Origin of the sequence: Stutzerimonas stutzeri, assembly GCF_024448895.1 — a bacterium.
GTDB lineage: Bacteria > Pseudomonadota > Gammaproteobacteria > Pseudomonadales > Pseudomonadaceae > Stutzerimonas > Stutzerimonas stutzeri_Q.
In genome coordinates, this window is record NZ_JAMOIC010000003.1 from 146,901 (window position 1) to 169,859 (window position 22,959).

21 protein-coding genes are annotated in these 22,959 nt (G+C 62.2%); 13 read left to right on the forward strand and 8 right to left on the reverse strand.

Annotated elements, in window-relative coordinates; genetic code table 11:
• Nucleotides 1–115 precede the first annotated feature (115 nt).
• The 3 genes from NA619_RS04710 to NA619_RS04720 all read left to right on the forward strand — a co-directional run bounded on the left by NA619_RS04710 (nucleotide 116) and on the right by NA619_RS04720 (nucleotide 4,043).
• Entirely contained in the window at nucleotides 116–1,639 is a 1,524-nt protein-coding gene (locus NA619_RS04710) for a 3-hydroxyacyl-CoA dehydrogenase (protein WP_255960438.1), read from the forward strand.
• A 193-nt stretch (nucleotides 1,640–1,832) separates the two neighbouring features.
• On the forward strand, nucleotides 1,833–3,401 hold the full coding sequence (locus tag NA619_RS04715; protein ID WP_272891642.1) for a methyl-accepting chemotaxis protein: 1,569 nt from the start codon (nucleotides 1,833–1,835) through the stop codon (nucleotides 3,399–3,401).
• Between the two features lie 117 nt (nucleotides 3,402–3,518).
• On the forward strand, nucleotides 3,519–4,043 hold the full coding sequence (locus NA619_RS04720) for a DUF962 domain-containing protein (protein WP_255960441.1): 525 nt from the start codon (nucleotides 3,519–3,521) through the stop codon (nucleotides 4,041–4,043).
• A gap of 1 nt (nucleotide 4,044) precedes the next feature.
• Here NA619_RS04720 and NA619_RS04725 read toward each other — a convergent pair whose 3' ends face one another.
• From NA619_RS04725 to NA619_RS04740, 4 genes are all read right to left on the reverse strand, one after another.
• Nucleotides 4,045–4,791, reverse strand: a complete 747-nt coding sequence (locus NA619_RS04725; RefSeq protein WP_255960444.1) for a hypothetical protein — start codon at nucleotides 4,789–4,791, stop codon at nucleotides 4,045–4,047.
• Between the two features lie 187 nt (nucleotides 4,792–4,978).
• Nucleotides 4,979–6,529, reverse strand: a complete 1,551-nt coding sequence (locus NA619_RS04730) for a phospholipase D family protein (RefSeq protein WP_255960831.1) — start codon at nucleotides 6,527–6,529, stop codon at nucleotides 4,979–4,981.
• Between the two features lie 60 nt (nucleotides 6,530–6,589).
• Nucleotides 6,590–7,900, reverse strand: coding sequence for an NAD(P)/FAD-dependent oxidoreductase (locus NA619_RS04735; RefSeq protein WP_255960446.1), 1,311 nt, complete (start codon nucleotides 7,898–7,900; stop codon nucleotides 6,590–6,592).
• A 75-nt stretch (nucleotides 7,901–7,975) separates the two neighbouring features.
• Nucleotides 7,976–8,464 (reverse strand): Lrp/AsnC ligand binding domain-containing protein, encoded by a 489-nt coding sequence (locus NA619_RS04740; RefSeq protein ID WP_021207170.1) that lies wholly within the window; start codon nucleotides 8,462–8,464, stop codon nucleotides 7,976–7,978.
• A 148-nt stretch (nucleotides 8,465–8,612) separates the two neighbouring features.
• On the opposite strand from NA619_RS04740, the gene dadA reads away from it, so the two are divergent.
• The 5 genes from dadA (at nucleotide 8,613) to NA619_RS04765 (ending at nucleotide 12,146) form a co-directional block, all read left to right on the forward strand.
• Nucleotides 8,613–9,914, forward strand: a complete 1,302-nt coding sequence (dadA, locus tag NA619_RS04745; RefSeq protein WP_255960449.1) for a D-amino acid dehydrogenase — start codon at nucleotides 8,613–8,615, stop codon at nucleotides 9,912–9,914.
• Nucleotides 9,886–10,242 carry a RidA family protein gene (locus tag NA619_RS04750; RefSeq protein WP_255960450.1) on the forward strand — a complete coding sequence of 119 codons (357 nt, stop codon included), beginning with the start codon at nucleotides 9,886–9,888 and terminating at the stop codon, nucleotides 10,240–10,242. Before dadA ends, NA619_RS04750 begins: the two co-directional genes overlap by 29 nt.
• 99 nt (nucleotides 10,243–10,341) lie before the next feature.
• Complete coding sequence (locus NA619_RS04755) at nucleotides 10,342–10,890, forward strand: cupin domain-containing protein (RefSeq protein WP_122167136.1); 549 nt, start codon at nucleotides 10,342–10,344, stop codon at nucleotides 10,888–10,890.
• Between the two features lie 163 nt (nucleotides 10,891–11,053).
• Nucleotides 11,054–11,476 carry a c-type cytochrome gene (locus NA619_RS04760; protein ID WP_255960451.1) on the forward strand — a complete coding sequence of 141 codons (423 nt, stop codon included), beginning with the start codon at nucleotides 11,054–11,056 and terminating at the stop codon, nucleotides 11,474–11,476.
• 151 nt (nucleotides 11,477–11,627) lie between these two features.
• A complete protein-coding gene (locus NA619_RS04765) occupies nucleotides 11,628–12,146 on the forward strand; it encodes a cupin domain-containing protein (RefSeq protein WP_255960454.1) in 519 nt (172 codons plus the stop codon).
• Nucleotides 12,147–12,158: 12 nt separating this feature from the next.
• On the opposite strand, the gene xpt is transcribed toward NA619_RS04765, so the two are convergent.
• The 4 genes from xpt to NA619_RS04785 form a co-directional block, all read right to left on the reverse strand.
• On the reverse strand, nucleotides 12,159–12,731 hold the full coding sequence (gene xpt, locus NA619_RS04770) for a xanthine phosphoribosyltransferase (protein WP_255960456.1): 573 nt from the start codon (nucleotides 12,729–12,731) through the stop codon (nucleotides 12,159–12,161).
• A gap of 190 nt (nucleotides 12,732–12,921) precedes the next feature.
• On the reverse strand, nucleotides 12,922–13,512 hold the full coding sequence (locus NA619_RS04775) for a 3-keto-disaccharide hydrolase (protein ID WP_255960458.1): 591 nt from the start codon (nucleotides 13,510–13,512) through the stop codon (nucleotides 12,922–12,924).
• Between the two features lie 7 nt (nucleotides 13,513–13,519).
• Nucleotides 13,520–15,139 carry an alpha-amylase family protein gene (locus NA619_RS04780; protein WP_255960460.1) on the reverse strand — a complete coding sequence of 540 codons (1,620 nt, stop codon included), beginning with the start codon at nucleotides 15,137–15,139 and terminating at the stop codon, nucleotides 13,520–13,522.
• Nucleotides 15,140–15,141: 2 nt separating this feature from the next.
• Nucleotides 15,142–16,677, reverse strand: a complete 1,536-nt coding sequence (locus tag NA619_RS04785) for an alpha-amylase family glycosyl hydrolase (RefSeq protein ID WP_255960462.1) — start codon at nucleotides 16,675–16,677, stop codon at nucleotides 15,142–15,144.
• A 185-nt stretch (nucleotides 16,678–16,862) separates the two neighbouring features.
• Here NA619_RS04785 and gap point away from each other — a divergent pair, with 185 nt between their 5' ends.
• From gap to NA619_RS04810, 5 genes are all read left to right on the forward strand, one after another.
• Nucleotides 16,863–17,879, forward strand: coding sequence for a type I glyceraldehyde-3-phosphate dehydrogenase (gap, locus tag NA619_RS04790; RefSeq protein ID WP_255960464.1), 1,017 nt, complete (start codon nucleotides 16,863–16,865; stop codon nucleotides 17,877–17,879).
• A gap of 5 nt (nucleotides 17,880–17,884) precedes the next feature.
• The gene (locus NA619_RS04795) at nucleotides 17,885–18,496 is read left to right on the forward strand and encodes a cyclodeaminase/cyclohydrolase family protein (RefSeq protein WP_255960466.1); all 612 of its coding nucleotides are present in this window, start codon (nucleotides 17,885–17,887) and stop codon (nucleotides 18,494–18,496) included.
• Between the two features lie 374 nt (nucleotides 18,497–18,870).
• Nucleotides 18,871–20,037 carry an iron-containing alcohol dehydrogenase gene (locus NA619_RS04800; protein WP_255960469.1) on the forward strand — a complete coding sequence of 389 codons (1,167 nt, stop codon included), beginning with the start codon at nucleotides 18,871–18,873 and terminating at the stop codon, nucleotides 20,035–20,037.
• Nucleotides 20,038–20,042: 5 nt separating this feature from the next.
• Nucleotides 20,043–21,545 carry a CoA-acylating methylmalonate-semialdehyde dehydrogenase gene (locus NA619_RS04805; protein WP_255960471.1) on the forward strand — a complete coding sequence of 501 codons (1,503 nt, stop codon included), beginning with the start codon at nucleotides 20,043–20,045 and terminating at the stop codon, nucleotides 21,543–21,545.
• 470 nt (nucleotides 21,546–22,015) lie between these two features.
• Complete coding sequence (locus NA619_RS04810; RefSeq protein ID WP_255960473.1) at nucleotides 22,016–22,780, forward strand: IclR family transcriptional regulator; 765 nt, start codon at nucleotides 22,016–22,018, stop codon at nucleotides 22,778–22,780.
• Nucleotides 22,781–22,959: the final 179 nt, after the last annotated feature.

A 22,959-nucleotide genomic window follows, 5' to 3' on the forward strand; every position in this document is an offset into this window, starting at 1 on the left:
GCTAAGGAGACTGGCAGTCTTTAGGCTCTTGGTCAATGTAGGTGGAATGTCATTTCGCACTGCGGAATACAACAATAAATCAGACAGTCGCAACGCCATCATTGAGGAGGTCCGCATGTTTTCCCGTATCGGCATCATCGGCGCCGGCGCCATGGGGCGCGGCATCGCACAGTTGTTCGCCAGCGCCGGGCAGCAGGTCTGGCTGTACGACAGCCGACCGGAAGCCATCGAGCAAGCCCTGCAATTCAACCGCGAGCTGCTTGAGCGCAGCGTGGCCAAGGGCCGTCTCAGTGCTGCTGAGTTGACGACAACGCTGGAGCGGATGCAGCCAGCTCATCAGCTGGCGGAACTCTCCGGGTGCGACCTGCTGATCGAGGCCATCGTCGAAAACCTCGAAGCCAAGCAGAGCTTGTTCGTCGAGTTGGAAGGCCTGATTGCCCCCGAAGCCGTGCTTGCGACCAACACTTCATCGCTGTCGGTAACCCGCATCGCCAGCGCCTGTTCTCGTCCGGAGCGCGTGGCCGGCTATCACTTCTTCAATCCCGTGACGTTGATGAAGCTTGTCGAGGTGGTGCGTGGTGAGCGCACGGACGCGGCGATAATCGATCGGCTGGTGCAGCTGGCCGAGCACGCCGGTCACTTCCCTGCGATAACGCCCGACACGCCCGGCTTTCTGGTCAACCATGCCGGTCGTGCTTACGGTACCGAGGCGCAGCGCATTCTCAGCGAGGGTATCGCCACGCCCGAGCAGATCGACCGTATTCTGCGGGACGGCCCCGGATTTCGAATGGGGCCGTTCGAGCTGTTCGATCTGACCGGGCTTGATATTTCCCATGCGGTGATGGAGTCGGTGCACGACCAGTTCTATTACGACCCGCGCTACACGCCGTCCTATCTCGCTGCCCAGCGGGTGGCCGCTGGCCTGCTCGGCCGCAAGACCGGGCAGGGCTTCTATCGCTACGAAGACGGTCAGCAGATTCGATCGCCCGAGCCCCGCTTCGAACCCGTGACTATCGATCGACCGTTCTGGCTCGACAGCCTCGAGCCCGCGCTACGCGGAACTATCGACGCGATATTGCGGCAGGCAGGCGCAGTCTTGGAGGAGGGCGCGGAGCCCTCGAGCCAGGCGATCTGCCTGATCACTCCGCTGGGCGAAGATGCAAGCAACTGTATTGAGCGGCTGGGATTGCCAGCGGTGCGCACCCTCGCCCTGGATTCATTCAGCGACCTCGAAAAGCGCCGCGTGCTGATGCGCCAGCCCGCGCTCGATCCAGCGCTGGAAGCCCAGGCGCGACAGGCCTTGGGCGCCGATGGGGTGCCGGTGGAAGTGATCAATGATTCCCCTGGCTTTGTCAGTCAGCGTGTCGTGGCCAGTATCGTTAATCTCGGGTGCGAGATCGCTCAAAAAGGTATCGCCTCTCCCGAGACACTTGATCGTGCCGTCACGGTTGCCCTGGGTTACCCCAAGGGGCCGCTTGGGTTTGCCGAGCACTACAACCCGCTGCGGATTCTCACCATTCTGGAAGGCATGCAGGCCTGCTATGGCAACGAGCCGCGTTATCGACCAAGTCCGTGGCTACGCCGTCGTGTGCAGCTGGGGCTCGCGCTGACCGCGCCGGACTCGCCAGCACTGCTTTGATATGCAGGATCCAATAGCGCTTAAAGAATCTGATGAGCAGCCGCTAACCCGGTAAACCCGGCGAGCCGGGGTTAGCGGCGCGTATGCGGTCCCTTTTGTCATTCGTGCCGGCCGATTGCCACTAAGGAACGATGTTCTTTATTGGCAGAGGTGCTACAACACCTTATTCCCGGATGAAAACAAGAGGCCACACATGCGCCCTGCCTTCCGCCTTCACCCGAAGGCCTGTCTGTTGCACGCTGCTGCCCTGCTGGGGTTGTTGCTGTTTCATCAATGGATGGAGCTGCCCTTTCCCCTAACCGCCATCTCCATCCTGCTCCTTGGCCTGTGGCCTTGGTTCGGCCCCTGGCGTACCGCAAACGAACCGTCTGCGTCAGCCGAAACGGGCGTGCTGAGTTCCGCTGCGCTGAGCAAAAGCCTGTCGCGGCACACCTGCCACAACGCCTTGTCCGCCGCTCAGGTGTCATACAGCGCCGAGCAGCTGGCCATTCGGCTGCAGTCGCAGCTGGCCGCGGTCAGCGAGATAGCCGGCGGTGCCGAAGCGATGACGGCTACCGAACAGGACAGCGCAGCCCGGGCACGCCATGCGCTTGAGGCAGCCGAAGCCGTGCGGCGCAATAGCGATAGCGGGCGTACGGAACTGCAGCACGCCATCGAACGCATGCAGAACCTCAGCGCGCAGACCGAGGCCAGCCGTGAATTGCTCGATGGACTCTCGGCCCGAACCGAGGAGATCCGCCAGATCACCGACGTGATTCAGTCCATCGCCAGCCAGACCAATCTGCTCGCGCTCAACGCGGCGATAGAGGCTGCCCGTGCAGGCGAGGCCGGGCGGGGCTTTGCCGTGGTCGCCGATGAGGTACGCAACCTCGCAGGGCGCACTTCGTCGGCTACCGAAGAGGTGGGTCGGATGGTCAGCGACATTCGCGAGCAGAGTGGCGCGGTGGTCAGCCATATTCAGAAGCAGGCCAGCGAACTCGATGAGGCAGCGGCGCAGATTGCCGGTACCGGGGTTCAGCTCAGTGGCATTGCCGATCTGGCAGGCAGCGTCGAAACCCAGGTGGCCGAGATTGCAGCAGGCACCGCGAGCAACCATGAACGACTGTCTCAGCTGTTCGTAGCGGTGGAGCAGTTGCGCGCTGATGCCCTGGAGAGCGAGAACCAGACCCGCCAGCTGGAGCAGGCAGCAGAAAAGCTCGTTGGCCAGGCGGAAACGGTGAGCGAGCAGCTCGCCGAGGTACAGCTCGATGCCTACCATCAGAATGTCTTCGACCTCGCCCGAGAAGGCGCCGCGGCGATAGGGGCGCGTTTCGAGGCGGATCTGCAGGCCGGCCGGCTGACGCTCGATGATCTTTTTGATCGCAATTACAAGCCGCAGCCAGGGAGCAATCCGCCCCGTTACACCACCCGTTTCGATCGATACGCTGACGAGGTTCTGCCGGGGATTCAGGAGCCCTTGCTGGAGCGCAGTGACGCGGTGGTTTATGCCATTGCTACCACGCCAGACGGCTATGTCCCGACCCACAACCGAGCGTTCAGTCAGCCGCCGATTGGCGACCCCGAGATCGACAAGGTCAAGAGTCGCAGCAAGCGCCTGTTCAACGACCGGACGGGTGCGCGCTGTGGCAGCCATGAGCGAAAGGTGCTGCTGCAAACCTACAGCCGCGATACGGGCGAGCTGATGCATGACCTGTCGGTTCCGATCATGGTGAACGGGCGGCATTGGGGTGGCCTGCGGCTGGGCTACCGCCCCGAGCCCTAGGCATCGGACACGTTGGCATAAGTGCCATGTTCTTTGGCGCTCGATTACCACTCGCCACTGCCCTTCGACTCTGAAGGCTGGCTAAGCTTGCCAGTCAGGCTACATGGAGCTTGCCCGATGAAAACACTCACTGACCACCTCGCGCAGTACGCCGCTTACCACCGTGATCCGCGCAATCTTCTCAGCCATTTCATCGGTATCCCGATGATTGTCCTCGCCGTCGCAGTGCTGCTGTCACGGCCTGGTGTTGATGCAATGGGGCTGTGGCTGAGTCCAGCAGCGCTGGCGGCCTTGGCTTCCACGCTGTTCTACCTGCGGCTGGATTTGCGCTTCGGGGTGCTCATGGGTGCCGTGCTGTTGATCAGCGTCTGGGTTGGCGCGGCGCTTGCGCAGCAGTCGACTACGATCTGGCTGAGCGCGGGGCTTGGCCTGTTCGTGGTCGGCTGGATCATTCAGTTCGTGGGGCACTACTTCGAAGGCCGCAAACCGGCGTTCGTTGATGATCTGACCGGGCTGATCATCGGGCCGCTGTTCGTCGCCGCTGAGCTGGGCTTCATGCTCGGCTGCCGTGAGCCGCTGCGTGAAGCCATCGAGGCGCGTGTCGGCCCGGTGCAGCTGAGGCAGCATCCGGTCGACGCCTGAATCAGCGAGCCAGGGCCATCCACTGATCACTGAGGCTGCGCGCATGGCGATCAACCATGATTGGTGCGAAGGGACGGCCAGATGCGGTGTTGAAACTGTTGTTGCCGCTGTTCATATCCTCCAGCGCAACCTTGAGGAAGTCCCAGCGTGTCTTGAGCTTGGCAATGGCGGGGTTCGCTTTGCCGTCGAGTTGGGCGAGCTGCTCGTCGATCGATGGCACCAGGCGGCGCTCATCCTGCCCGAGGTAGGTTTCCGGCTGCTCCCGGGCGGTTTCGAATGAACCCACATAGGCGCGGCTGAGGTACTGCACGGTGAGGTATTCGACCTTGGCTGGCAGCTCGGCGCTGACATCAGCCCCCTGCTGACTGCGCACCTCCGTGAGAAAGTCGCGCAAGGCCTTGCTCATCTGCAGCGGCCAACCCCATGGCACGTCATCTTCGCTGTAGCCGAACCCCGCCCCTTCTCTCAAAGTGGCTTGCAGGGTCTGGTGCATCTCGCGTAGTTCGGCGCTGCCCTGAGTGTAGCTTTCAACCGTATTGGCCAGCGTATGAAGGTCGCTTTCCATTCGCGTCAGGTGCGCTTTCTGGAAGCCCTCGCCACGGTAGAGCAGCAGGCTGCTGGTGGCTCGGTTCGCATGGATTTGCATGCTTTCCAGTGCGGTGTAGGACTGCGCCTGGGCAGAATTGAGCAATGCTGGGAACCAGCTCGCCAGTAGGACCACTATCCATAGCCATGTGCGATGAGACATGTCGCGCTCCCTTTTTATTTTTATAGAAGCAAGTGCGGCTGGCATTACCAGCTCGGCATCCGCTCGGTAGCCTAGCCAAGGGATGGCACCCTGGTATCACACCAAAGGATGAATTCCAGCGGGTCGGCCGTTTGCGCGGCAAGATTGGCCGAAGTGACACGAAACACCGTTCATGAGTGGTTGTCGCCTAGAGCAGTCGCTCCAGGCCGATCATTCGGCTGAACCAGGCGTTGAATCGTCGCCAGGTGCCGCCGGGCTCACGCAGCAGGACCTTGCGCTCGTTATGATCTTCGGCCAGCCAGATCATTTGTTCCCGGCCGTTGCGCTCGATCAGCCGCACCTCATAGCTGACTGCTGGGGACGTACCTTCCTGAACCAGCTCATATATGTCGCTGGCCAGTGCCGGACTGTCGATGAGGATGCCTACTTCGGTATTCCACAATACAGAGCGAGGGTCGAAATTCAGCGAGCCGAGAAACACCTCCTGCCGATCGAATACCGCGGCCTTGCTGTGCAGGCTGGATTCGGAATTGCCCGTCAGGCTGTACTCGTACTGCTGATCCGGCTGTCTGCGCAACTCGAACAGCTTGACGCCTGCCCTGAGAAGCTCCGCTCTGTAGGGCGCGTAGCCGCCGTGTACCGCAGGCACGTCGGTTGCCTCGAGCGCATTGGTCAACACCTGCACAGAAACGCCTTTTGCGGCGTGATCTGCGAGGTATTTGACCCCTTGTTCGGTAGGCACGAAGTACGCGGATATCAGGCTCATCGAATGACGCACCCGGTCCATGCTCGGTTGCAGTTGAGTTGTCAGCAGCAGTTTTTCATCCGGGACTCCCGGCGCTTCGATCTTGTCAGGATGATCCCAGAGCGCTTGCCCTGGCGCCCAGATTAGGTTGTCCAGCCACCGGGCGAGAAGTGGCTCTTGCAGATCGCCCATCAGGTGCTGGTAGCGGCGGTTGTCTTTCAGCTTCTCTTTCTGCAGATAGCGCCGGATATCTGAGCGCGCCTGTTCAAGGTCGTCCTTGCTGGGCGGCCTGCGCAAAAACTGCTGAATCGGCACGCTCAATTGATGATTCCAGTATTGGTCGAAGCTCGCCGCCAGCTGCCCGGCTACCGGCCCGGCCGCCAGCAGATCTATGTCGGTAAAGTTGAAGGCCTGATCGGCGTCGAAGTACTCGTCACCCAGATTACGCCCGCCGACGATGGCCAGGCTGCTGTCGGCCAGCATCAGCTTGTTGTGCATGCGCCTGTGTTGCTGGGAAAGGTGAAGCAGGCGTCCGAGCGAACGCGTCACTGCATTGCTGCGCCCCAGATGCAGCGGATTGAACACGCGGATCAGGACATTCGGGTGCGCCGCCAGCGTGGCAATCTGGTAGTCGTTGCCATCGCTGGTCATGTCATCGAGCAGTAGCCGGACTCTGACGCCGCGGTCCGCAGCGCAGAGTACTTCCTCGATCAGCGCCCGGGTGCTGAGCCCGTCGTGGACGATGTAGTACTGCACGTCGAGGCTGGTGTCGGCATGGCGGATCATCTGCATGCGCGCGGAAAACGCGTCTTCGCTCTCTGCGAGTACGCGAAAGCCGGATGTGCCCGAGGGTTGGTTAGCCGCCAGCGCGTCCACCCGCTGAGCAAGGGCAGAGCTGCGGTCCGGCAGGGCATAGGATGGCGGGGTGGGGGCGACCTGACCGGCGCAGCCAGCCAGGAAGAGCACTGCCACGAGTAGCAGACGCATGCGCAGGGTCACTCCTGTCGATTGTTATCTTCCTCGGCAGGTTTGACGTCAGCGCAACGGCGAAATTCAGAACTGATCTTTTAGCCTGTGCCAGAGCATGCCCAGCGCCAGCAACGGCGAGCGCAGACGCTGGCCACCGGGGAAAGTCGGGTGCGGTACTCGCGCGAAGAGGTCGAAGCGGCCGTCCGCCTGACCGGAGATGGCTTCGGCCAGCAGTCGCCCGGCCAAATGCGTGGCGTTCAGGCCGTGCCCGGCATATGCCTGTGCGTAATAGACGTTGGCGTGGTCGGGCAGCCTGCCGATCTGCGGCAGGCGATTGGCGCCGATACCGATCATTCCGCCCCACTGGAAATCGATTCGACTGCCTTCCAGGCGCGGGAATACCTTGAGCATCTTTGGTTGCATGTAGGCGGCGATGTCCTTGGGGTCGCGGCCGGAGTAATGGCAGGCACCGCCGAACAACAGGCGGCCGTCGGCGGACAATCTGAAATAGTCCAGCGCGACCCGCTGATCACACACCGCTATGTTCTGTGGCAGCAGCTCTTTTCTGACTGCATCGGGCAGTGGCTCGGTGGCGATGATGTAGCTCCCGGCGGGGAGCACCTTGCCAGACAGTCCTCGATTCAATGTGCCGAGATAAGCGTTGCAGGCCAGAACAAGCTGCCCGGCTCGCACGCTGCCCTGCGCCGTATGCACCCGTACCTGCGGGCCATACTCGATGCGCTCCACCGCAGACTGCTCGAACAGCCGCACGCCGAGCGACTGTGCCGCAGCGGCTTCGCCCAGCGCCAGATTGAGCGGGTGCAGGTGGCCTGAGCCCATGTCGATGAGGCCGCCCACGTAGCGGTCCGAGCCAATCACCTCGTGCATTGCATCCTGGGCTACAGGCTTAAGCGGATGCGAATAGCCCAGTCGCTTGAGATCGGCATAGTCGGCTTCGAAGCCTTCGACGTGGCGCTGTTTCGTGGCCAGGTCGCAGTAGCCCCAGGTCAGATCGCACGCGATGGCGTAGCGTTCTATGCGCTGGCGGACGATGTCTACCGCCTCGAAGCCCATGCGCTTGAGGTTGTCCACGCCCTCGTCACCGAGTACCGGCTGGAACTGCTCGACATCATGTCCGACGCCCCGAATCAGCTGCCCGCCGTTGCGACCGCTGGCGCCCCAACCGATGCGATGGGCTTCCAGCAACACCACCGACAAACCGCGCTCGGCCAGTTCGATGGCCGTGTTCAGGCCGCTGAAACCGCCGCCTACGATGCAGACATCCGCCTGTTGCTCGCCCTGCAACGAGTCGAATTCAAGCGTTCGATTGGCGCTGGCAGCGTAATAGGAAGGGGCGTGGGGCTGAGCGCGTGGGGTCATTTGCCGGGGAGTCATGTTCAAGCCTTGGACGATTTGCCAGGTCGAAGGGTAGACCGGAGAGGGCGCACGGAGCAAAAACGCATCGCCGAATCAGTCTGGTACCGGCAGCTCCAGCGACTCTTTCACCTCTTCCATGACGATGTAGCTCTTCGATTCACGTACGTGGGGCAGCTTCAGAAGGATGTCGCCGAGCAGCTTGCGATAGGAGGCCATCTCGGAAATGCGCGCCTTGATCAGATAGTCGAAGTCGCCAGATACAAGGTGACATTCCAGCACATGCGGCAGTTTGAGCACGGCGCGTCGGAACTCTTCGAAGATATCGCCGGACTTGTAGGCCAGGCTGATTTCCACGAACACCAGCAGGCCACCTTTGAGGTGCTGCGGATTTAGCCGCGCGGTGTAGCCCATGATGATGCCTTCGCGCTCGAGGCGCCGTACGCGCTCGGTGCACGGCGTGGTGGACAAGCCGATGCGCTCGCCCAGTTCGGTGAATGGCATTCGCCCTTCGGCCTGCAGGAGACGCAGGATCTGACGGTCAATCTTGTCCAGTTCCCGACGGGTCTGATGCTTGGTTCGCATAGGTGTATCGCCTCCAGTAAAGCGCGTTATGGCGTGAATAAATCGCAAAGATAGCCTGTTATATAGCGAAATCCACTACTGGCCGCTTTCTATACTCCGCATTAACAGTGACTCGAAAAAGCCCGGCTGCGACGGGTGGGAGGCGGCAATGCGTGTTCTGGTGATGGGTAGCGGCGTGATCGGCACCACCAGTGCCTACTATCTGGCCCGGGCGGGGTTCGAGGTGGTGGTCGTTGATCGCCAGCCAGCCGCCGCGATGGAGACCAGCTTTGCCAATGCCGGTCAGGTCTCCCCCGGCTATGCGTCGCCCTGGGCGGCGCCCGGAGTACCGCTGAAGGCGATGAAGTGGCTGATGCAGCGTCACGCGCCGCTGGCAATCAAGCTCACCGGCGACATCCAGCAGTACATCTGGATGGCGCAGATGTTGCGCAACTGCACGGCTGCACGCTATGCAGTGAACAAGGAGCGCATGGTGCGTCTGTCCGAGTACAGCCGTGATTGCCTCGACCAGCTGCGCGATGAGACCGGCATTGATTACGAAGGTCGCCAGTGCGGTACCACCCAGCTGTTCCGTACCCAGGCACAGCTGGATAACGCCGCCAAGGACATCGCCGTGCTGGAAGCGTCCGGCGTGCCTTATGAACTGCTTGATCGCGCCGGAATCGCCCGTGCTGAACCGGCGCTCGGCCAGGTTGCAGACAAGCTCAGCGGCGCGTTGCGCCTGCCCAACGACCAGACCGGCGACTGCCAGATGTTCACCACCAGGCTGGCCGAAATGGCAAAGGAGCTTGGCGTAGAGTTCCGCTTCAATCAGGACATTCAGCGGCTGGAGTATTCCGGCGACCGCGTCGACGGCTTATGGATCGATGGCGTGCTCGAGAAGGCCGATCGCTATGTACTGGCATTGGGTAGCTACAGCCCGCAAATGCTCAAGCCGCTTGGCATTCACGCACCGGTTTACCCACTCAAGGGCTATTCGCTGACCGTACCGATCAGCAATTCCGCCATGGCGCCGGTGTCCACCGTGCTCGATGAGACCTACAAGGTCGCCATTACTCGTTTCGATCAGCGCATCCGTGTCGGTGGCATGGCTGAAATTGCAGGGCACGATCTGTCCCTCAATCCACGTCGTCGGGAGACGTTGGCCATGGTTGTTGGCGACCTGTTTCCTCAGGGCGGCGATCCCGGAAATGCCGAGCTCTGGACCGGACTTCGCCCGGCCACCCCCGACGGTACGCCGATCATTGGCGGTACGGCCTATCGAAATCTGTATCTGAACACCGGGCACGGTACGCTTGGCTGGACCATGGCCTGCGGCTCTGGCCGCCTGCTCGCCGATCTGCTGGCGAACAAGCGCACCCAGATCAGTACCGATGGCCTGGATATCTCCCGTTATGGCAAAACCAAGGAATCGCACAAGCATGCCCATTCAGCGCCTGCACACCAATGAACGCATGAGCCAAATCGTCATCCATCACGGCACGGTCTATCTCGCCGGCCAGGTGGGCGGTGACATGACCGCCGGGATCGAGCAGCAAACCCGCGAAACCCTTGAGAATATCGAGCGCCTTCTCGACGAAGCCGGCACAGATAAGCAGCACATCCTTTCGGTGACTATCTATCTAAAAGACATCGATGCGGATTTCGCCGGCATGAACGCCGTATGGGACCAATGGCTTCCCCAGGGCGTCGCGCCGGCACGCGCAACGGTCGAGGCCAAGCTTTGCGAGCCGGAGATTCTCGTGGAGTTATCAGTCGTAGCCGCGCTGCCTGCCTGACCGAGCATGCCGGGCATTTCATCCCGGTGTGTTGAAAATTCTGAACGCCCTCGCCATCATAGCGGCCTCTGCTATCGCTCTTGATTGGGGGCTCCCGTATTGGACGTCGGCGTTCGACTGCAAACCATCCGTAAACTCAAGGGCCTGTCGCAGCGCGAACTCGCCAAACGTGCAGGCGTCACCAACAGCACGATTTCCATGATCGAGAAAAACAGCGTAAGCCCCTCGATCAGTTCGTTGAAGAAGGTATTGAGCGGGATCCCCATGTCGCTCGTCGAATTCTTCTCGCCCGATTTCGAACAGGACAGCGACACTCAGGTGGTCTACAAGGCCGGTGAGCTGATCGATATATCCGACGGTGCGGTAAGCATGAAGCTGGTGGGCAAGGCCCATCCAGGCCGCGCCATCGCCTTTCTGACGGAAACTTACCCGCCTGGCTCCGATACGGGCACTGACATGCTGGCGCATCAGGGCGAGGAGGCCGGGATGCTGGTCGAAGGGCGTCTGGAGCTGACGGTGAGCGGTCAAACCTATGTGCTCGAAACGGGTGACAGCTATTACTTCGAAAGCAGCAAGCCGCATCGTTTTCGTAACCCATTCGACGCGCCAGCTCGGCTGATCAGCGCGACTACACCGGCCAATTTCTAGCCGATTGCGCGACAGCGCTGCCGTGCTGGGCGACGCTGCGACAAAGCGTCGCTTAGGATGGGCGGGCCATTCGTATTGTTTCGGCGGGCATGGCTTGCCGTTATACTGACCGCCGCTCGCGATACCGTGGCCGCGGGCGAATCTAGCCACATGAGGGTATAAGGTGAACCTGATTAAGAAGATCCTGGTAGCACAGGCTACCGTAGTGGCCCTGTGGGCAATGAGCGCTCAGGCTGCGACCAACGATGACATCGCCGAGCGACTCAAGCCGGTGGGCGAAGTATGTATTCAAGGTGAGGAGTGCGCCGCTGCAGGTGGTGCGACTGCCGCCGCTGGCGGCGCTGCTCGCAGCGGTGAGGACGTGTACGGCAAATTCTGCACTGCTTGCCACGGGTCCGGCCTGCTGAATTCACCGAAAACCGGCGATAGCGCTGCCTGGACTGCGCGTGCCGATGCGGCAGGTGGGCTGGATGGTCTGCTCAAGCATGCCATCAGTGGCATCAACGCCATGCCGCCAAAGGGCACATGTGCCGACTGCTCGGATGACGAGCTGTTGGGTGCCATCAAGCATATGTCCGGTCTGTAAAAGGCGCCCTCAAGCGCCAGCCGGTCACACTGAGCCGCCTTCGGGCGGCTTTGTCGTTTCTGGCGGGAGCAAAGCCGCTCGGTGCCGGGTCGAAACTCCAAATCCCTTCCCGAGGGTTTCATTGACGCCCTCGGCATTCGATGAGGTGCCCATGCCCAGTTCCGCCCCGCAACCCGAGCAGCTGCATTTTTCCAGCGATGGTCGCACGCCGAACAGCGCCCACCCGGTGCTGGTTTACCGTCAGCTGCCCTTGGCTGGTAACGACTACGCCAGCGCGTTCGAAAACCTGTTCAACAGCCACCTGTGGCCGGCGCAATGGCGAGCGGGTGTGTACGACTACCACCACTACCATTCCACCGCGCACGAGGTGCTTGGCGTTTCGCGCGGATCGGCGCGGCTGATGCTGGGCGGCGAGCACGGTCAGGAAGTGGAGGTGAGTGCGGGGGACGCGCTGGTGCTGCCTGCCGGCACTGGACATTGCCAACTGAGCGCCAGTGAGGATTTCGAGGTAGTCGGTGGTTATCCGATAGAGCAGCAATACGATCTGCTGCGCCCGGACGAAAGCAGCCATGACGAGGCTCGGTTGCGCGCGCAGCGGGTCGGCGTACCGGTAAGCGATCCGGTCGCCGGCACCCAGGGCGCGCTGGTCAGCCTCTGGCGCAACGAGTAAAGCGAGCGGCGCTTACTCGACGAACACCACTTCACCGTCGCTAAGCGCTGCAACGCGGGCCAATGACTCAACGCGAAAGCCTGCTTCTTCGAGTTCATGGCGGCCGGCCTGGAAAGACTTCTCGATGACGATACCGAGCCCGGCGATGCTTGCGCCGGCCTGCTGGATGATCGAGATAAGCCCTTTCGCCGCCTTGCCGTTGGCCAAGAAATCATCGATGACCAGTACCCGGTCGCTGGGCGACAGGTGATTGGTGGAGATGGCGATGGTGCTTTCAACCTGCTTGGTGAAGGAATACACCGAGGCGGTGAGCAGGTGATCGGTCAGCGTCAGTGATTGATGCTTGCGGGCGAAGATCACCGGCACGCCCAGCTCCAGACCCGCCATGATTGCTGGCGCGATGCCCGAGGCTTCGATGGTGACGATCTTGGTGATGCCATCATCGCGGAATCGGCGGGCAAATTCCTGGCCGATCTGCTGCATCAACACGGGGTCTATCTGATGGTTCAGGAAGGCATCGACCTTGAGCACGCGGTCGGAGAGTACGATGCCTTCATTGCGGATCTTCTGTTTCAGCTGTTCCACGAACGCGCTACCTCAAGCGTGGGCGGCCGGGTTCACCTGACGAATCGGAGGTCGAAAAGCCAGCTGGGCGCTGCGCCATGGTGGCGAGCGCCCAGCTCGTTTCGATCCAATATCCGTTCGTCACTGCTTTCCGCAGCCTGGAAAGCCGCGCATTCTCGCCTAATTCCATGCGCGGGTCCAAGTGGACCGTTCAGTCCGGTGTTTCTATCGACAGGCGGCGAAAGCGCGCTGCCTCGCCATGGTGCTGCAGCACGATGTGGCCTTCTTTCGCTTGGGCGAAGCGTGGATAGCCGCTGAACTTGCTGTCGGCGATCCGCATGCGAAGCGCCGGGTCATCCAGCCGATAGCGCAGAACGCGTCGGCCTCCCAGCCAGTGTTCGACCTCACCGTCGCAAACGCTTAGCGCCGTTTCGATGAACTGGTCGGGAACCAGCTGGGTTTCCCCTTCCGGCGGTTGTAGCCCATACAGGGCACCGTTGCGGGTCTCAGGTACACGGCCATCGGGATGACCGCGATCATCGAGCAGCTGCATCTCCGGACCGCTGTGCCAGCTCAGGTCGGCGTCCTCTTCGACGCGACAGAACACGCCGGAGTTACCGCCCACCGGCAGTGCGAACTCGAAGCGAAGCGTGAAATCCCGATAACGATCCAGCGAGATCAGGTCGATTCGCCGGGTGCCGGCAATGGCATGCAGCTCATCGCCGCGCACCTGCCAGCAGTCGTCGGGAAAGCTCTCGCCGTGCCACGCGCGCCAATGCGATGCATCGAGTTGCCGGATCATAGGCTAGTCAGCCGAACAACTGCTGCTTGCGCCGCAGCCAGCGGTAGCCGTACGGCCCCAGTTTCAGCTTTAGCGGCGAACCTTCCGGCTGCCCGTAATCGCAGTCGGCGAGCACATCGACCATGTCCTGAAGGTCGTCCGCGGTGATCTCGACGGTAGTCTCCTTGTCGGCGAGATTGACCAGCATCAGCACCGTGGAGCCGTTGTCATGGCGGATGGCAAAGACGGCGGGGTCGTTCACCTCGACCGTTGTGCGCTTGCCGATGCCAATCTCGCGCAGGCCGATGCGCGTGCGGATCATGTTGCCGGTGCGCGCCATCAGCGAGTCGCTGCGCAGGGTTTGGGCGAACACGTTGATCTTCTCGTACGAGAAGGGCCCTTCGTCGATCACCGGTGCGGCTAGCTCACCTTTGGTACAGGAGAACCCGGCGTTGGGTTCGTTGGACCACTGCATGGGCGTGCGTACGGCAAGTCGCTCGGGGCGGTCGAGGTCATCGCCCATGCCGATTTCCTCGCCGTAGCGAATGATCGGCGTGCCGGGCAGCGAGAAGAGCAGGGCGTGGGTGGCCGCGATGCGTCGCTCGTCGCCGTCAAGCATCGGTGCGAGACGTCGACGAATGCCGCGGTTGTACGCGCGCATGTTCTCGTCAGGGGCGAAGGTGTCCATCACCTCTTTGCGCTCATCCTCCTCCAGCCGGTCGAGGCTCAGCTCGTCGTGGTTGCGGATCCACAGCGCGTATTGCGAATGGCTGGGCGGCAGCGGCTGGCTGTTCAGGGCGCGCACTAGCGGCTCGGCCTGCTGGCGTGCCAGGGACAGGAACAGGTGGTTGTTGGTCCAGAAGTCCAGCAGCAGGGTGACGCGATCGGCCTCGTCGCCGAAGTATTCGACGTATTTTTCCGGATCAGTGTCGATCTCGCCCAGCAGCACGGTTTCAGGCCGGCGCATGGTGACGAAGTCGCGCATGTGCTCAAGCAGCCAATAGCCTTTTTCCAGTTCACCGCCGCCGGCCTGGCGCACCATGTGCACCGCGGCGTCGATGCGGAAACCGGAGACGCCCAGCCGCAGCCAGAACGACATGATCCGCTCGATCTCGTGGATGACCTTCGGGTTGGTCAGGTCCAGATCCGGCTCGTGCTTGTAGAACAGATGGCGGTAGTACTGGCCGGCTTCCTCGTCCCAGGTCCAGATGCTGTCTTCGACCGTCGGGAAAATAGGCTCCATGAAGTCGTCTGGCTCGTCGGCCCATATGTAGTAGTCACGGTAGGGCGACTCGCGGTCACGGCGCGCCTCCTGAAACCACTTGTGCTGGATGGACGTGTGCTGCACTACCAGCTCGATGATGACGTGCAGGCCCAGCTCTTCAGCCTTCTCCAGCAGAGCGACGATGTCGGCCAGATCACCGAAGCGTTTGTCCACCTGCAGATGGTCAGTGATGTCGTAGCCAGCGTCGTCGAATGGCGATTGATAGAACGGCATCAGCCACACGGCCGTGCACCCGAGGCCGCGAATGTAGTCGAGTCGCTCGGTGATGCCGCGCAAATCGCCGCAGCCGTCTCCATTACTGTCACGAAACAGGGTGGGATCGATCTGATAGATCGCCGCGTTGCGGTACCAGAGTGGACGCATGCTCAGTTCTCCGTTGGGCGCAGCACGACGGCCTGCCCTGGGTTAAGGGTGCCGTTGTAGGGAGCGCCTTCACCGACGCCGTCACTGGCGATCTCGAGGTGCCATTCTCCGGCGTGCGGGTGTGCGTGGGGCTGATCCGAGAAGTTAATGCAGACCAGTCGCTGGTCGCCGCCTAAGTGCCTGCGGTAGGCGAGCACTTCGGGGTGTGAGGCCAGTTCTTCGAAATCGCCGTGGTGCAGCGCCGGGCTGGCCTTGCGCGCGGCAAGTAGCCGCTGGTAGAGCGCGAACATGGAGTTCGCCTCACCGGTCTGCCGCTCGGCCGCGAGCTCGTCCGCCTCAGGAGGGAAGGGCAGCCACGGCGTCGCGCCGTCCCATCCATGGGGCGGTTCGGCCCGCCAGGGAATCGGCGCCCGGCAGCCATCGCGGCCACCCGGATCGGTTCGGGTTTCGGCGGTAATAACCGCGTCTTCCAACCCCAACTCCTCACCCTGATAAATGAAAGGCGTGCCGCGCAGTGTGAGCAGCATTACCGCAGCGGCACGGGCGGCTCGCTCGGAGCCCTGATAGCGGCTGCGCTGACGCACGTTATCGTGGTTGGAAAGCACCCAGGTCGGCCAGGCACCGGCCGGCTGCAGCCAGTGCTCGACCTCGCGGATGCAGGTGCGAAACATGACCGGATCCCAGGGCGCATCCAGCGGGTTGAAGTTAAAGGCCAGGTGCAGCTCATCCCCAGCGCCGTAGTATTGCAGCACCCGTTCGGTTGAGCGGATGTTCACCTCACCCACCAGCATGCGGTCGCCGGGATAGCTGTCGACGAGCTTGCGCAGACCACGCAGCACTTCGTGGCTGTAGGGCTGATCGTTGAAGTCCGAGAGCGGTTGACCGGCCTGGCACCGCGGGTCGTCGGCGAAGCTCGGGTCCTTACCGGTGCAGTGAATGACGTCGATGCGAAAGCCGTCCACGCCGCGGTCGAGCCAGAAGCGCAGCACGTCGTGCATCGCCTCGACCACCTCGGGGTTGCGCCAGTTAAGGTCCGGCTGCTTGGCGAGGAAAAGGTGCAGGTAATACTGCTGGGCGTGCTCGTCCCAGGTCCAGGCGCTGCCGGCGCCCAGCGCGGCGCGCCAGTTGTTCGGCTGGTCGCGCCAGACATACCAGTCGCGCTTGGGGTTGTCTCGCGAGCTGCGCGACTCGACGAACCAGGGGTGCTCGTCGGACGTGTGATTGGGCACAAAATCCAGCAGCACGCGGATACCGCGGGCGTGGGCCTCGGCAATCAGCCGGTCGATATCGGCCAGCGAACCGAACAGCGGATCGATGTCGCAGTAGTCGCTGATGTCGTAGCCGGCATCGGCCATGGGTGAGCGGAAGATTGGGGACAGCCACAGCGCATCGACGCCTAGCGCCTGCAAATGATCGAGGTGGCGCAGCACGCCGTTGAGGTCGCCGATGCCGTCTCCGTTGCTGTCTGCAAAGGATCGCGGGTAGATCTGATAGACGGTCGCGCCCTTCCACCACGGTGCCTGGGTTGTCTCGCTCATGCCTCACACCCCCATTTGTCGCAGGTCTCAGCCGAAGGTGCTCGGCCGCTCTGTCAGGTTTACGACTGACAAGCGGCACCTGGGTTCGCCGCTTTGTTGATCCGGGTCGGTGCGCGGTGAACGCAAGGGGTGGATACTCGACCTAAGCTAACAACTGGCTTTCAACCCCCCGCGAGGAGATTTGCATGCTACGTATTGCCATCAATGGGTATGGGCGTATCGGCCGCGCCGTCGTACGAGCGCTGTTCGAGCGTGGACTGCAGGATCAGGTACAGGTCGTTGCCATCAATGATCTCAGCGACCACAAAACCCTTGTGCACCTCACGCGCTTCGATTCGACCTTTGGTCGTTTTCCCGAGCCGGTAGAGCTGGAAGGCGAATCGATGGTGGTGCGCGGCCAGGCGATCCGCCTGCTGGCCGAGCGGGATGCGACCAAGCTGCCGTGGAAGGAATTGGGCGTCGACGTGGTGCTCGAGTGCACCGGCAAATTCAAGAAGCGCGCGCTGATTGAGCAACACCTGCAGGCCGGTGCAGCACGGGTCTTCGCCTCGCATCCGCTCGATGGCGCCGACCTGACCGTGGTGTACGGCGTGAACCACCAGCTGCTGAGCGATCAGCGAGTCATTTCCAATGCGTCCTGTACAACCAACTGCCTGGCGCCGCTAGCCAAGGTGCTGCACGAGGCGGTCGGCATTCGTCAGGGTCTGCTCAACACCGTGCACTCCTATACCAACGACCAGAACCTGCTAGACAAGGCGCACAGCGATCTCTATCGGGCGCGTGCTGCGGCGCTGTCGATGATCCCGTCCACCACCGGTGCCGCCAAGGCGATCGGGCTGGTGCTGCCGGAACTGGCGGGACGCCTGGATGGCCTGTCGGTGCGGGTGCCGACGCCGAATGTGTCCCTCGTCGACCTCACCTTCGTTGCCGAAAACCCGCCGGAAAGCGTCGAGGCGATCAATCAGATCCTGCGCGAGGGCGCGCTGAAGATGCCGGCCGGCGTCATGGAGTGCAATGAGGAGGCGCTGGTGTCCTGCGACTTCAATGGCTATCCCGCGTCCTGCGTAGCGGACCTCAGCCAGACCCGCGTGCAGGGGGAACTGGTCAAGGTGATGGCCTGGTACGACAACGAGTGGGGCTTCTCCAACCGCATGCTCGATGTGCTGCTGCACTGGGGTGATGGCAGCGCGCGAGCCGTCTGACTTTCATGAGCGAGGGCGCAAGCGTCTGGACGCAACGGCTGGCTGAATTCAGGGAGGCCACGGCCGCCCGCCAGCCGACGCCGGGTTGTGGCGCGGTAGCGGCTGTCACAGCTGATATAGGCCTTGCGCTGGTGGTGAAGGGGTTGCGCATCAGCGAGGCCCACGGCTCCGAACCGGCCAGGCTCGAGCTGTTGCAAGCGTCGGAATCGCTCTTGGGCAGGCCGGGCGCTTTCGCTGACGATGACGTTCAGGCCTTCCGCGGTTATTTGGACGCTGCCCGAGCAGGTGAGCCGGAGCAGAAACAGGCGGCCTCTCGGCAGGCCTGTGCTGTGCCCCTTGCCTTGGCCCACTGCTGCCTGGAAGCGCTCGACCTTGCCGTCAAAGCCTGGCCCCTTACCGATCCGAACGTGCAAAGCGATGCTCAGGCCGGCGCTGTGCTTATCCATTCGGGGCTCAGCGCTGCATTGATCAATGTCGATGCGGACATGGGGAGCCTGGATGACCCTACCGCCCGGGACCAAGCCGCGCAGACTCGCATGCGCTTGCAGGATGAGGGGGATGGTCTGCTGGAGGGGCTGCGCGATCGGGTTATTAGAGAAGTCCCCGGTACTGCCTGATCAATCGCGCGTCACCAATATCTGATGAATCTGCGGCTTCATCTCTGCGCGCAGTGCAGATGATCGCCAGCAAGCTGGCTCCTACGAAAAGCAGATCCACGCGCCAGAGTCATATCCCAGTCTTGGTAGGAGCCAGCTTGCTGGCGATCCGGTCCCGCTCCCTCCCGACGGCGCTGTCCTGTAAATCAATAACGAGAAAAATCGTCTCGTTTTAGATTGCACTTGCGTGCGTTGTTTTCTAGTCTCAAGACCACCTGAGACGAATCCTCTCAATCGAGACCTGATGTCTTCTCATGCAATCCGTTCGCGTAGCGTCTTATTCGACGGGTCGTAAACCTGTCCCACGTGCATCGCGAACCCTACCGGAGCGCACCATGAGCAATCGCATCGTCCTGCCGCGTCTGATGGAAATTGGCGCTGGCGCCGTTCAGCAGATCGTTTCCGTGCTGCACAGCCTGAGCTGCAAACGCCCACTGATCGTCGCCGACCGAATGATGGTCGAACTGGGCTACGTGGCCCGGATCAGCGAGATCCTGGCCAAGGCTGATATCCGCAGCGATTGTTTTGCCGACACCCTGCCAGAGCCAACCGCGGCATCGATTCATGCGGGCGTCGAGATGGTTCGTCAGGGTGATTACGATTCGATCATTGCGCTCGGTGGCGGCAGTCCCATCGATTCTGCCAAGGCCATCGGCATACTTGGCAAGTTCGGCGGCGAGATGCGCGACTACCGCTTCCCGCGCGATGTGAGCGAAGCGGGATTGCCGCTCATCGCCATCCCCACCACGGCGGGCACCGGTTCGGAAGGCACGCGCTTCACGATCATCACTGACGAAACCAGCGACGAGAAAATGCTCTGTGCCGGCCTCGGCTTCATGCCTGTCGCCGCCTTGATCGACTACGAACTGACCCTGTCGCTGCCGCCACGGGTAACCGCCGACACCGGCATCGATGCGCTGACCCATGCCATTGAGGCCTACGTCAGCCGCAAGGCCAGCCTCTACAGCGATGCCCAGGCGCTGCAAGCCATGCGCTTGTTGGCACCCAACCTTCGGGCGGCCTACCACGAACCCGGCAATCGCCAGGCGCGCGAGGCGATGATGCTGGGCGCGACGCTAGCCGGCATCGCTTTCTCCAATGCCTCGGTGGCGCTGGTGCACGGCATGAGCCGTCCTATCGGTGCGTTTTTCCATGTGCCGCACGGGTTGTCCAACGCCATGTTGTTGCCAGCGATCACAGCGTTTTCGATTCCGGCGGCGCCCGAGCGCTACGCCGAGTGCTCCCGTGCCATGGGTGTCGCCGCTGAGGCCGACAGCGTTGATGTGGCCAACGACAAACTGCTGACCGAGCTGCGCGCGATCAATGAGGAGCTACAGGTGCCAAGCCCCGAGCGGTTCGGTATTACCCGTGAGCGCTTCTTCGAATTGCGCGAAACCATGGCCAAGCAGGCGCTGGCTTCCGGCTCGCCGGGCAACAACCCGCGCGTACCCAGCGAAGCGGAAATCATCAACCTTTATGAAACCGTCTGGAACCAGGAGTGAGCCCCATGCAGACCCTCGGCAACCTGATCAATAACGAGGCCGTCGCCGGCCGCTCTGAACGCCACGCCACCGTCTACAACCCGGCCACCGGCGAGCCGCGTCTGTATGTTTCGCTGTCCTCGGCGGACGAAACCCGCGAAGCGATTGCCGCCGCCCAGGCAGCTTTCGAAGGCTGGTCGAAAACGCCGCCGCTGGTGCGGGCGCGCGTCATGTTCCGTTTCAAGGCGCTGCTGGAAGCGCGTCGCGACGACGTTGCCCGGCTGATCTCGATGGAGCACGGCAAAGTGTTTTCCGATGCCCAGGGTGAAGTCACTCGCGGTCTGGAAGTGGTGGAGTTTGCCTGCGGGATACCACATCTGCTCAAGGGCGAGTTTTCACCCAACGTCGGTCGCGATATCGATTCGAACTCGCTGATGCAGCCGTTGGGCGTCTGCGTCGGCATCACGCCGTTCAACTTCCCCGCGATGGTGCCGCTGTGGATGCTGCCGGTGGCCATCGCCTGCGGGAATAGCTTCGTCCTCAAGCCGTCGGAAAAGGACCCGAGCGCGACCATGCTTCTCGGTGAATTGCTGGCCGAGGCTGGGCTGCCGGCCGGCGTGCTGAATATCGTCAACGGCGACAAGGAAGCGGTGGATGTGCTGCTGACCGACGAGCGCGTGCAGTCGGTGAGCTTCGTCGGCTCGACGCCAATCGCCGAATACATCTATACGACTGCGTCGGCGCACGGCAAACGCTGCCAGGCCCTGGGCGGCGCGAAGAACCACATGGTGATCATGCCCGACGCCGATCCGCAGCAGGTGGTCGGCTCGCTTATGGGCGCCGCCTACGGTTCGGCCGGCGAGCGCTGCATGGCCATTTCGGTTGCGGTCTGTGTGGGTGATGAGGTGGCGGACAATCTGGTCGAGATGATCAAGACCGAGATCAGCCAGATGCGCACCGGCCCGGGTACGGGTGTCGAGCCCGAGCCGCACATGGGTCCGCTGGTGACGCGTGAGCATCAGCAGAAGGTCGTCAGCTATATCGATCTGGGTGTGGAGGAGGGCGCCACGCTGGTCTGCGATGGGCGTGGGCTAAAGGTCGAGGGATACGAGAACGGCTTCTACGTCGGCCCGACGCTGTTCGATCGGGTGAAGCCCGAGATGCGCATCTACAAGGAAGAGATCTTCGGCCCGGTGCTGGCGGTCATGCGTGTGAACTCGTTCGACGAGGCGCTGAAGCTGGTCAATGACCATGAGTTCGGCAACGGCACATCGATCTTCACCCGTGACGGCGATACTGCGCGCCAGTACGAGGAAGAGGTCAAGGTCGGGATGGTCGGCGTCAATGTACCGATCCCGGTGCCGATGGCCTTCCACTGCTTCGGCGGCTGGAAGCGCTCGATCTTCGGCCCGCTGAACATGCATGGTCCGGATGGCGTGCGTTTCTTCACTCGCATGAAGACCGTGACCCGTCGCTGGCCCACCGGCATCCGTGCCGGGGCAGACTTCTCCATGCCAACGATGAAGTAACGGGATTCACAGACTCATGGTAGGAGCCAGCTTGCTGGCGATCCTGGTCGCTGATCGCCAGCAAGCTGGCTCCTACAAAGCGCTGCCTCATTGAGTGGGCTTCAGCCAACAGATGTGTCTGAAACCGATGCGTATTGGTGGGCTGAAGCCCACCCTACGGGGTGAGCGGTTACCTCGCCGGCCAATACAGTCGTAACGCTCGGATTGGCGCGCCATCGTTCGAACGGCAGGGCAGTACGTGGCAAGTACGGTGAGCAAGTTGGGTGGGCTTCAGCCCGCCGATGGGCAGCGACGATTCTCAACGGGTCTGGTTCGCTAGCACTATCGAATGGATCGTCCAGCTGGTGAGCTGTAGCCCACCCTGGAGGACCAACCCGGTCAACGGCCGGCTCGGTTGCGTCGGTGTTGCCTGCCGATACAATCGTGCCGCCCAGACCGGGCACTCTCTATTTCGAAGGAAAGGGCAGGCAATGCGCAGTAGCTCCCGCGAAAAAGGTTCGTCCATCACCCGCGTGCTCGAAATCATCGAGGCTGTGGCCTGTGCTGCGGAGCCGCTGACGCCCAGCGCGCTTGCGGAGAAGCTGGACATTCCCAAAGCCAGTGCCCACCGACTGGTTCAGACGCTGGAAAAGGAAGGCTTCCTGCAGTTCGGCCTGCGTGGCGGGTTGCTACCGGGTGATCGGCTGCATGCGACGGCGGTGAACATACTGGGCAGCGGCCGGCACAAGGCATTACGGCAGGCGATTCTCCGTCAGCTGTCAGATGAGATCGGCGAAACCTGCGGCCTGTCGGTGCCGGATGGCTTGGACATGCTCTATTTCGACCGCGTGCAGACCAATTGGCCGCTGCAGATCAATCTGCCCATCGGCAGTCACACGCCGCTCTGGTGCACCGCCAGCGGCAAGTTGTACCTCGCCTCGCTGCCGGACGAGCAGCTGGAGCGCATCCTGCCGCGCCTGCCGATCCGGCAGATAGCGCGCAATACCCTCACTGATCTCAGCGCTTTGCGCGACGACCTCGTGCGGATACGTGAAGAGGATCTGGCCACCGATTCAGAGGAGTTCATCGACGGGATGGTCGCCTGCGCCGTGCCGGTGCGCGATGCCCGCGGTGAGCTGAGCGCCTGCCTCTTCACCCACGCGCCGGTGATCCGCTGTGGCATGGAGCAACTGCTGGCGTTCGTGCCACGTTTGCGCGCGGCGGCTGGGGAGTTGGAGGCGATTGTCTCCGGCTGATAGCCGCCCGCGCGGTATGCCAAACGACAAGACGGCCCCACCTGTTCTGTAGGAGCCAGCTTGCTGGCGATCCGCGGCCCCGCGAATGCCATGATCGCGAGCAAGCTCGCTCCTACATAAAGCGCAGCAGCGCCGTTCGATGTGGCGGGTGTCGTCAGCAGGTAGGGTGGATGACGCTC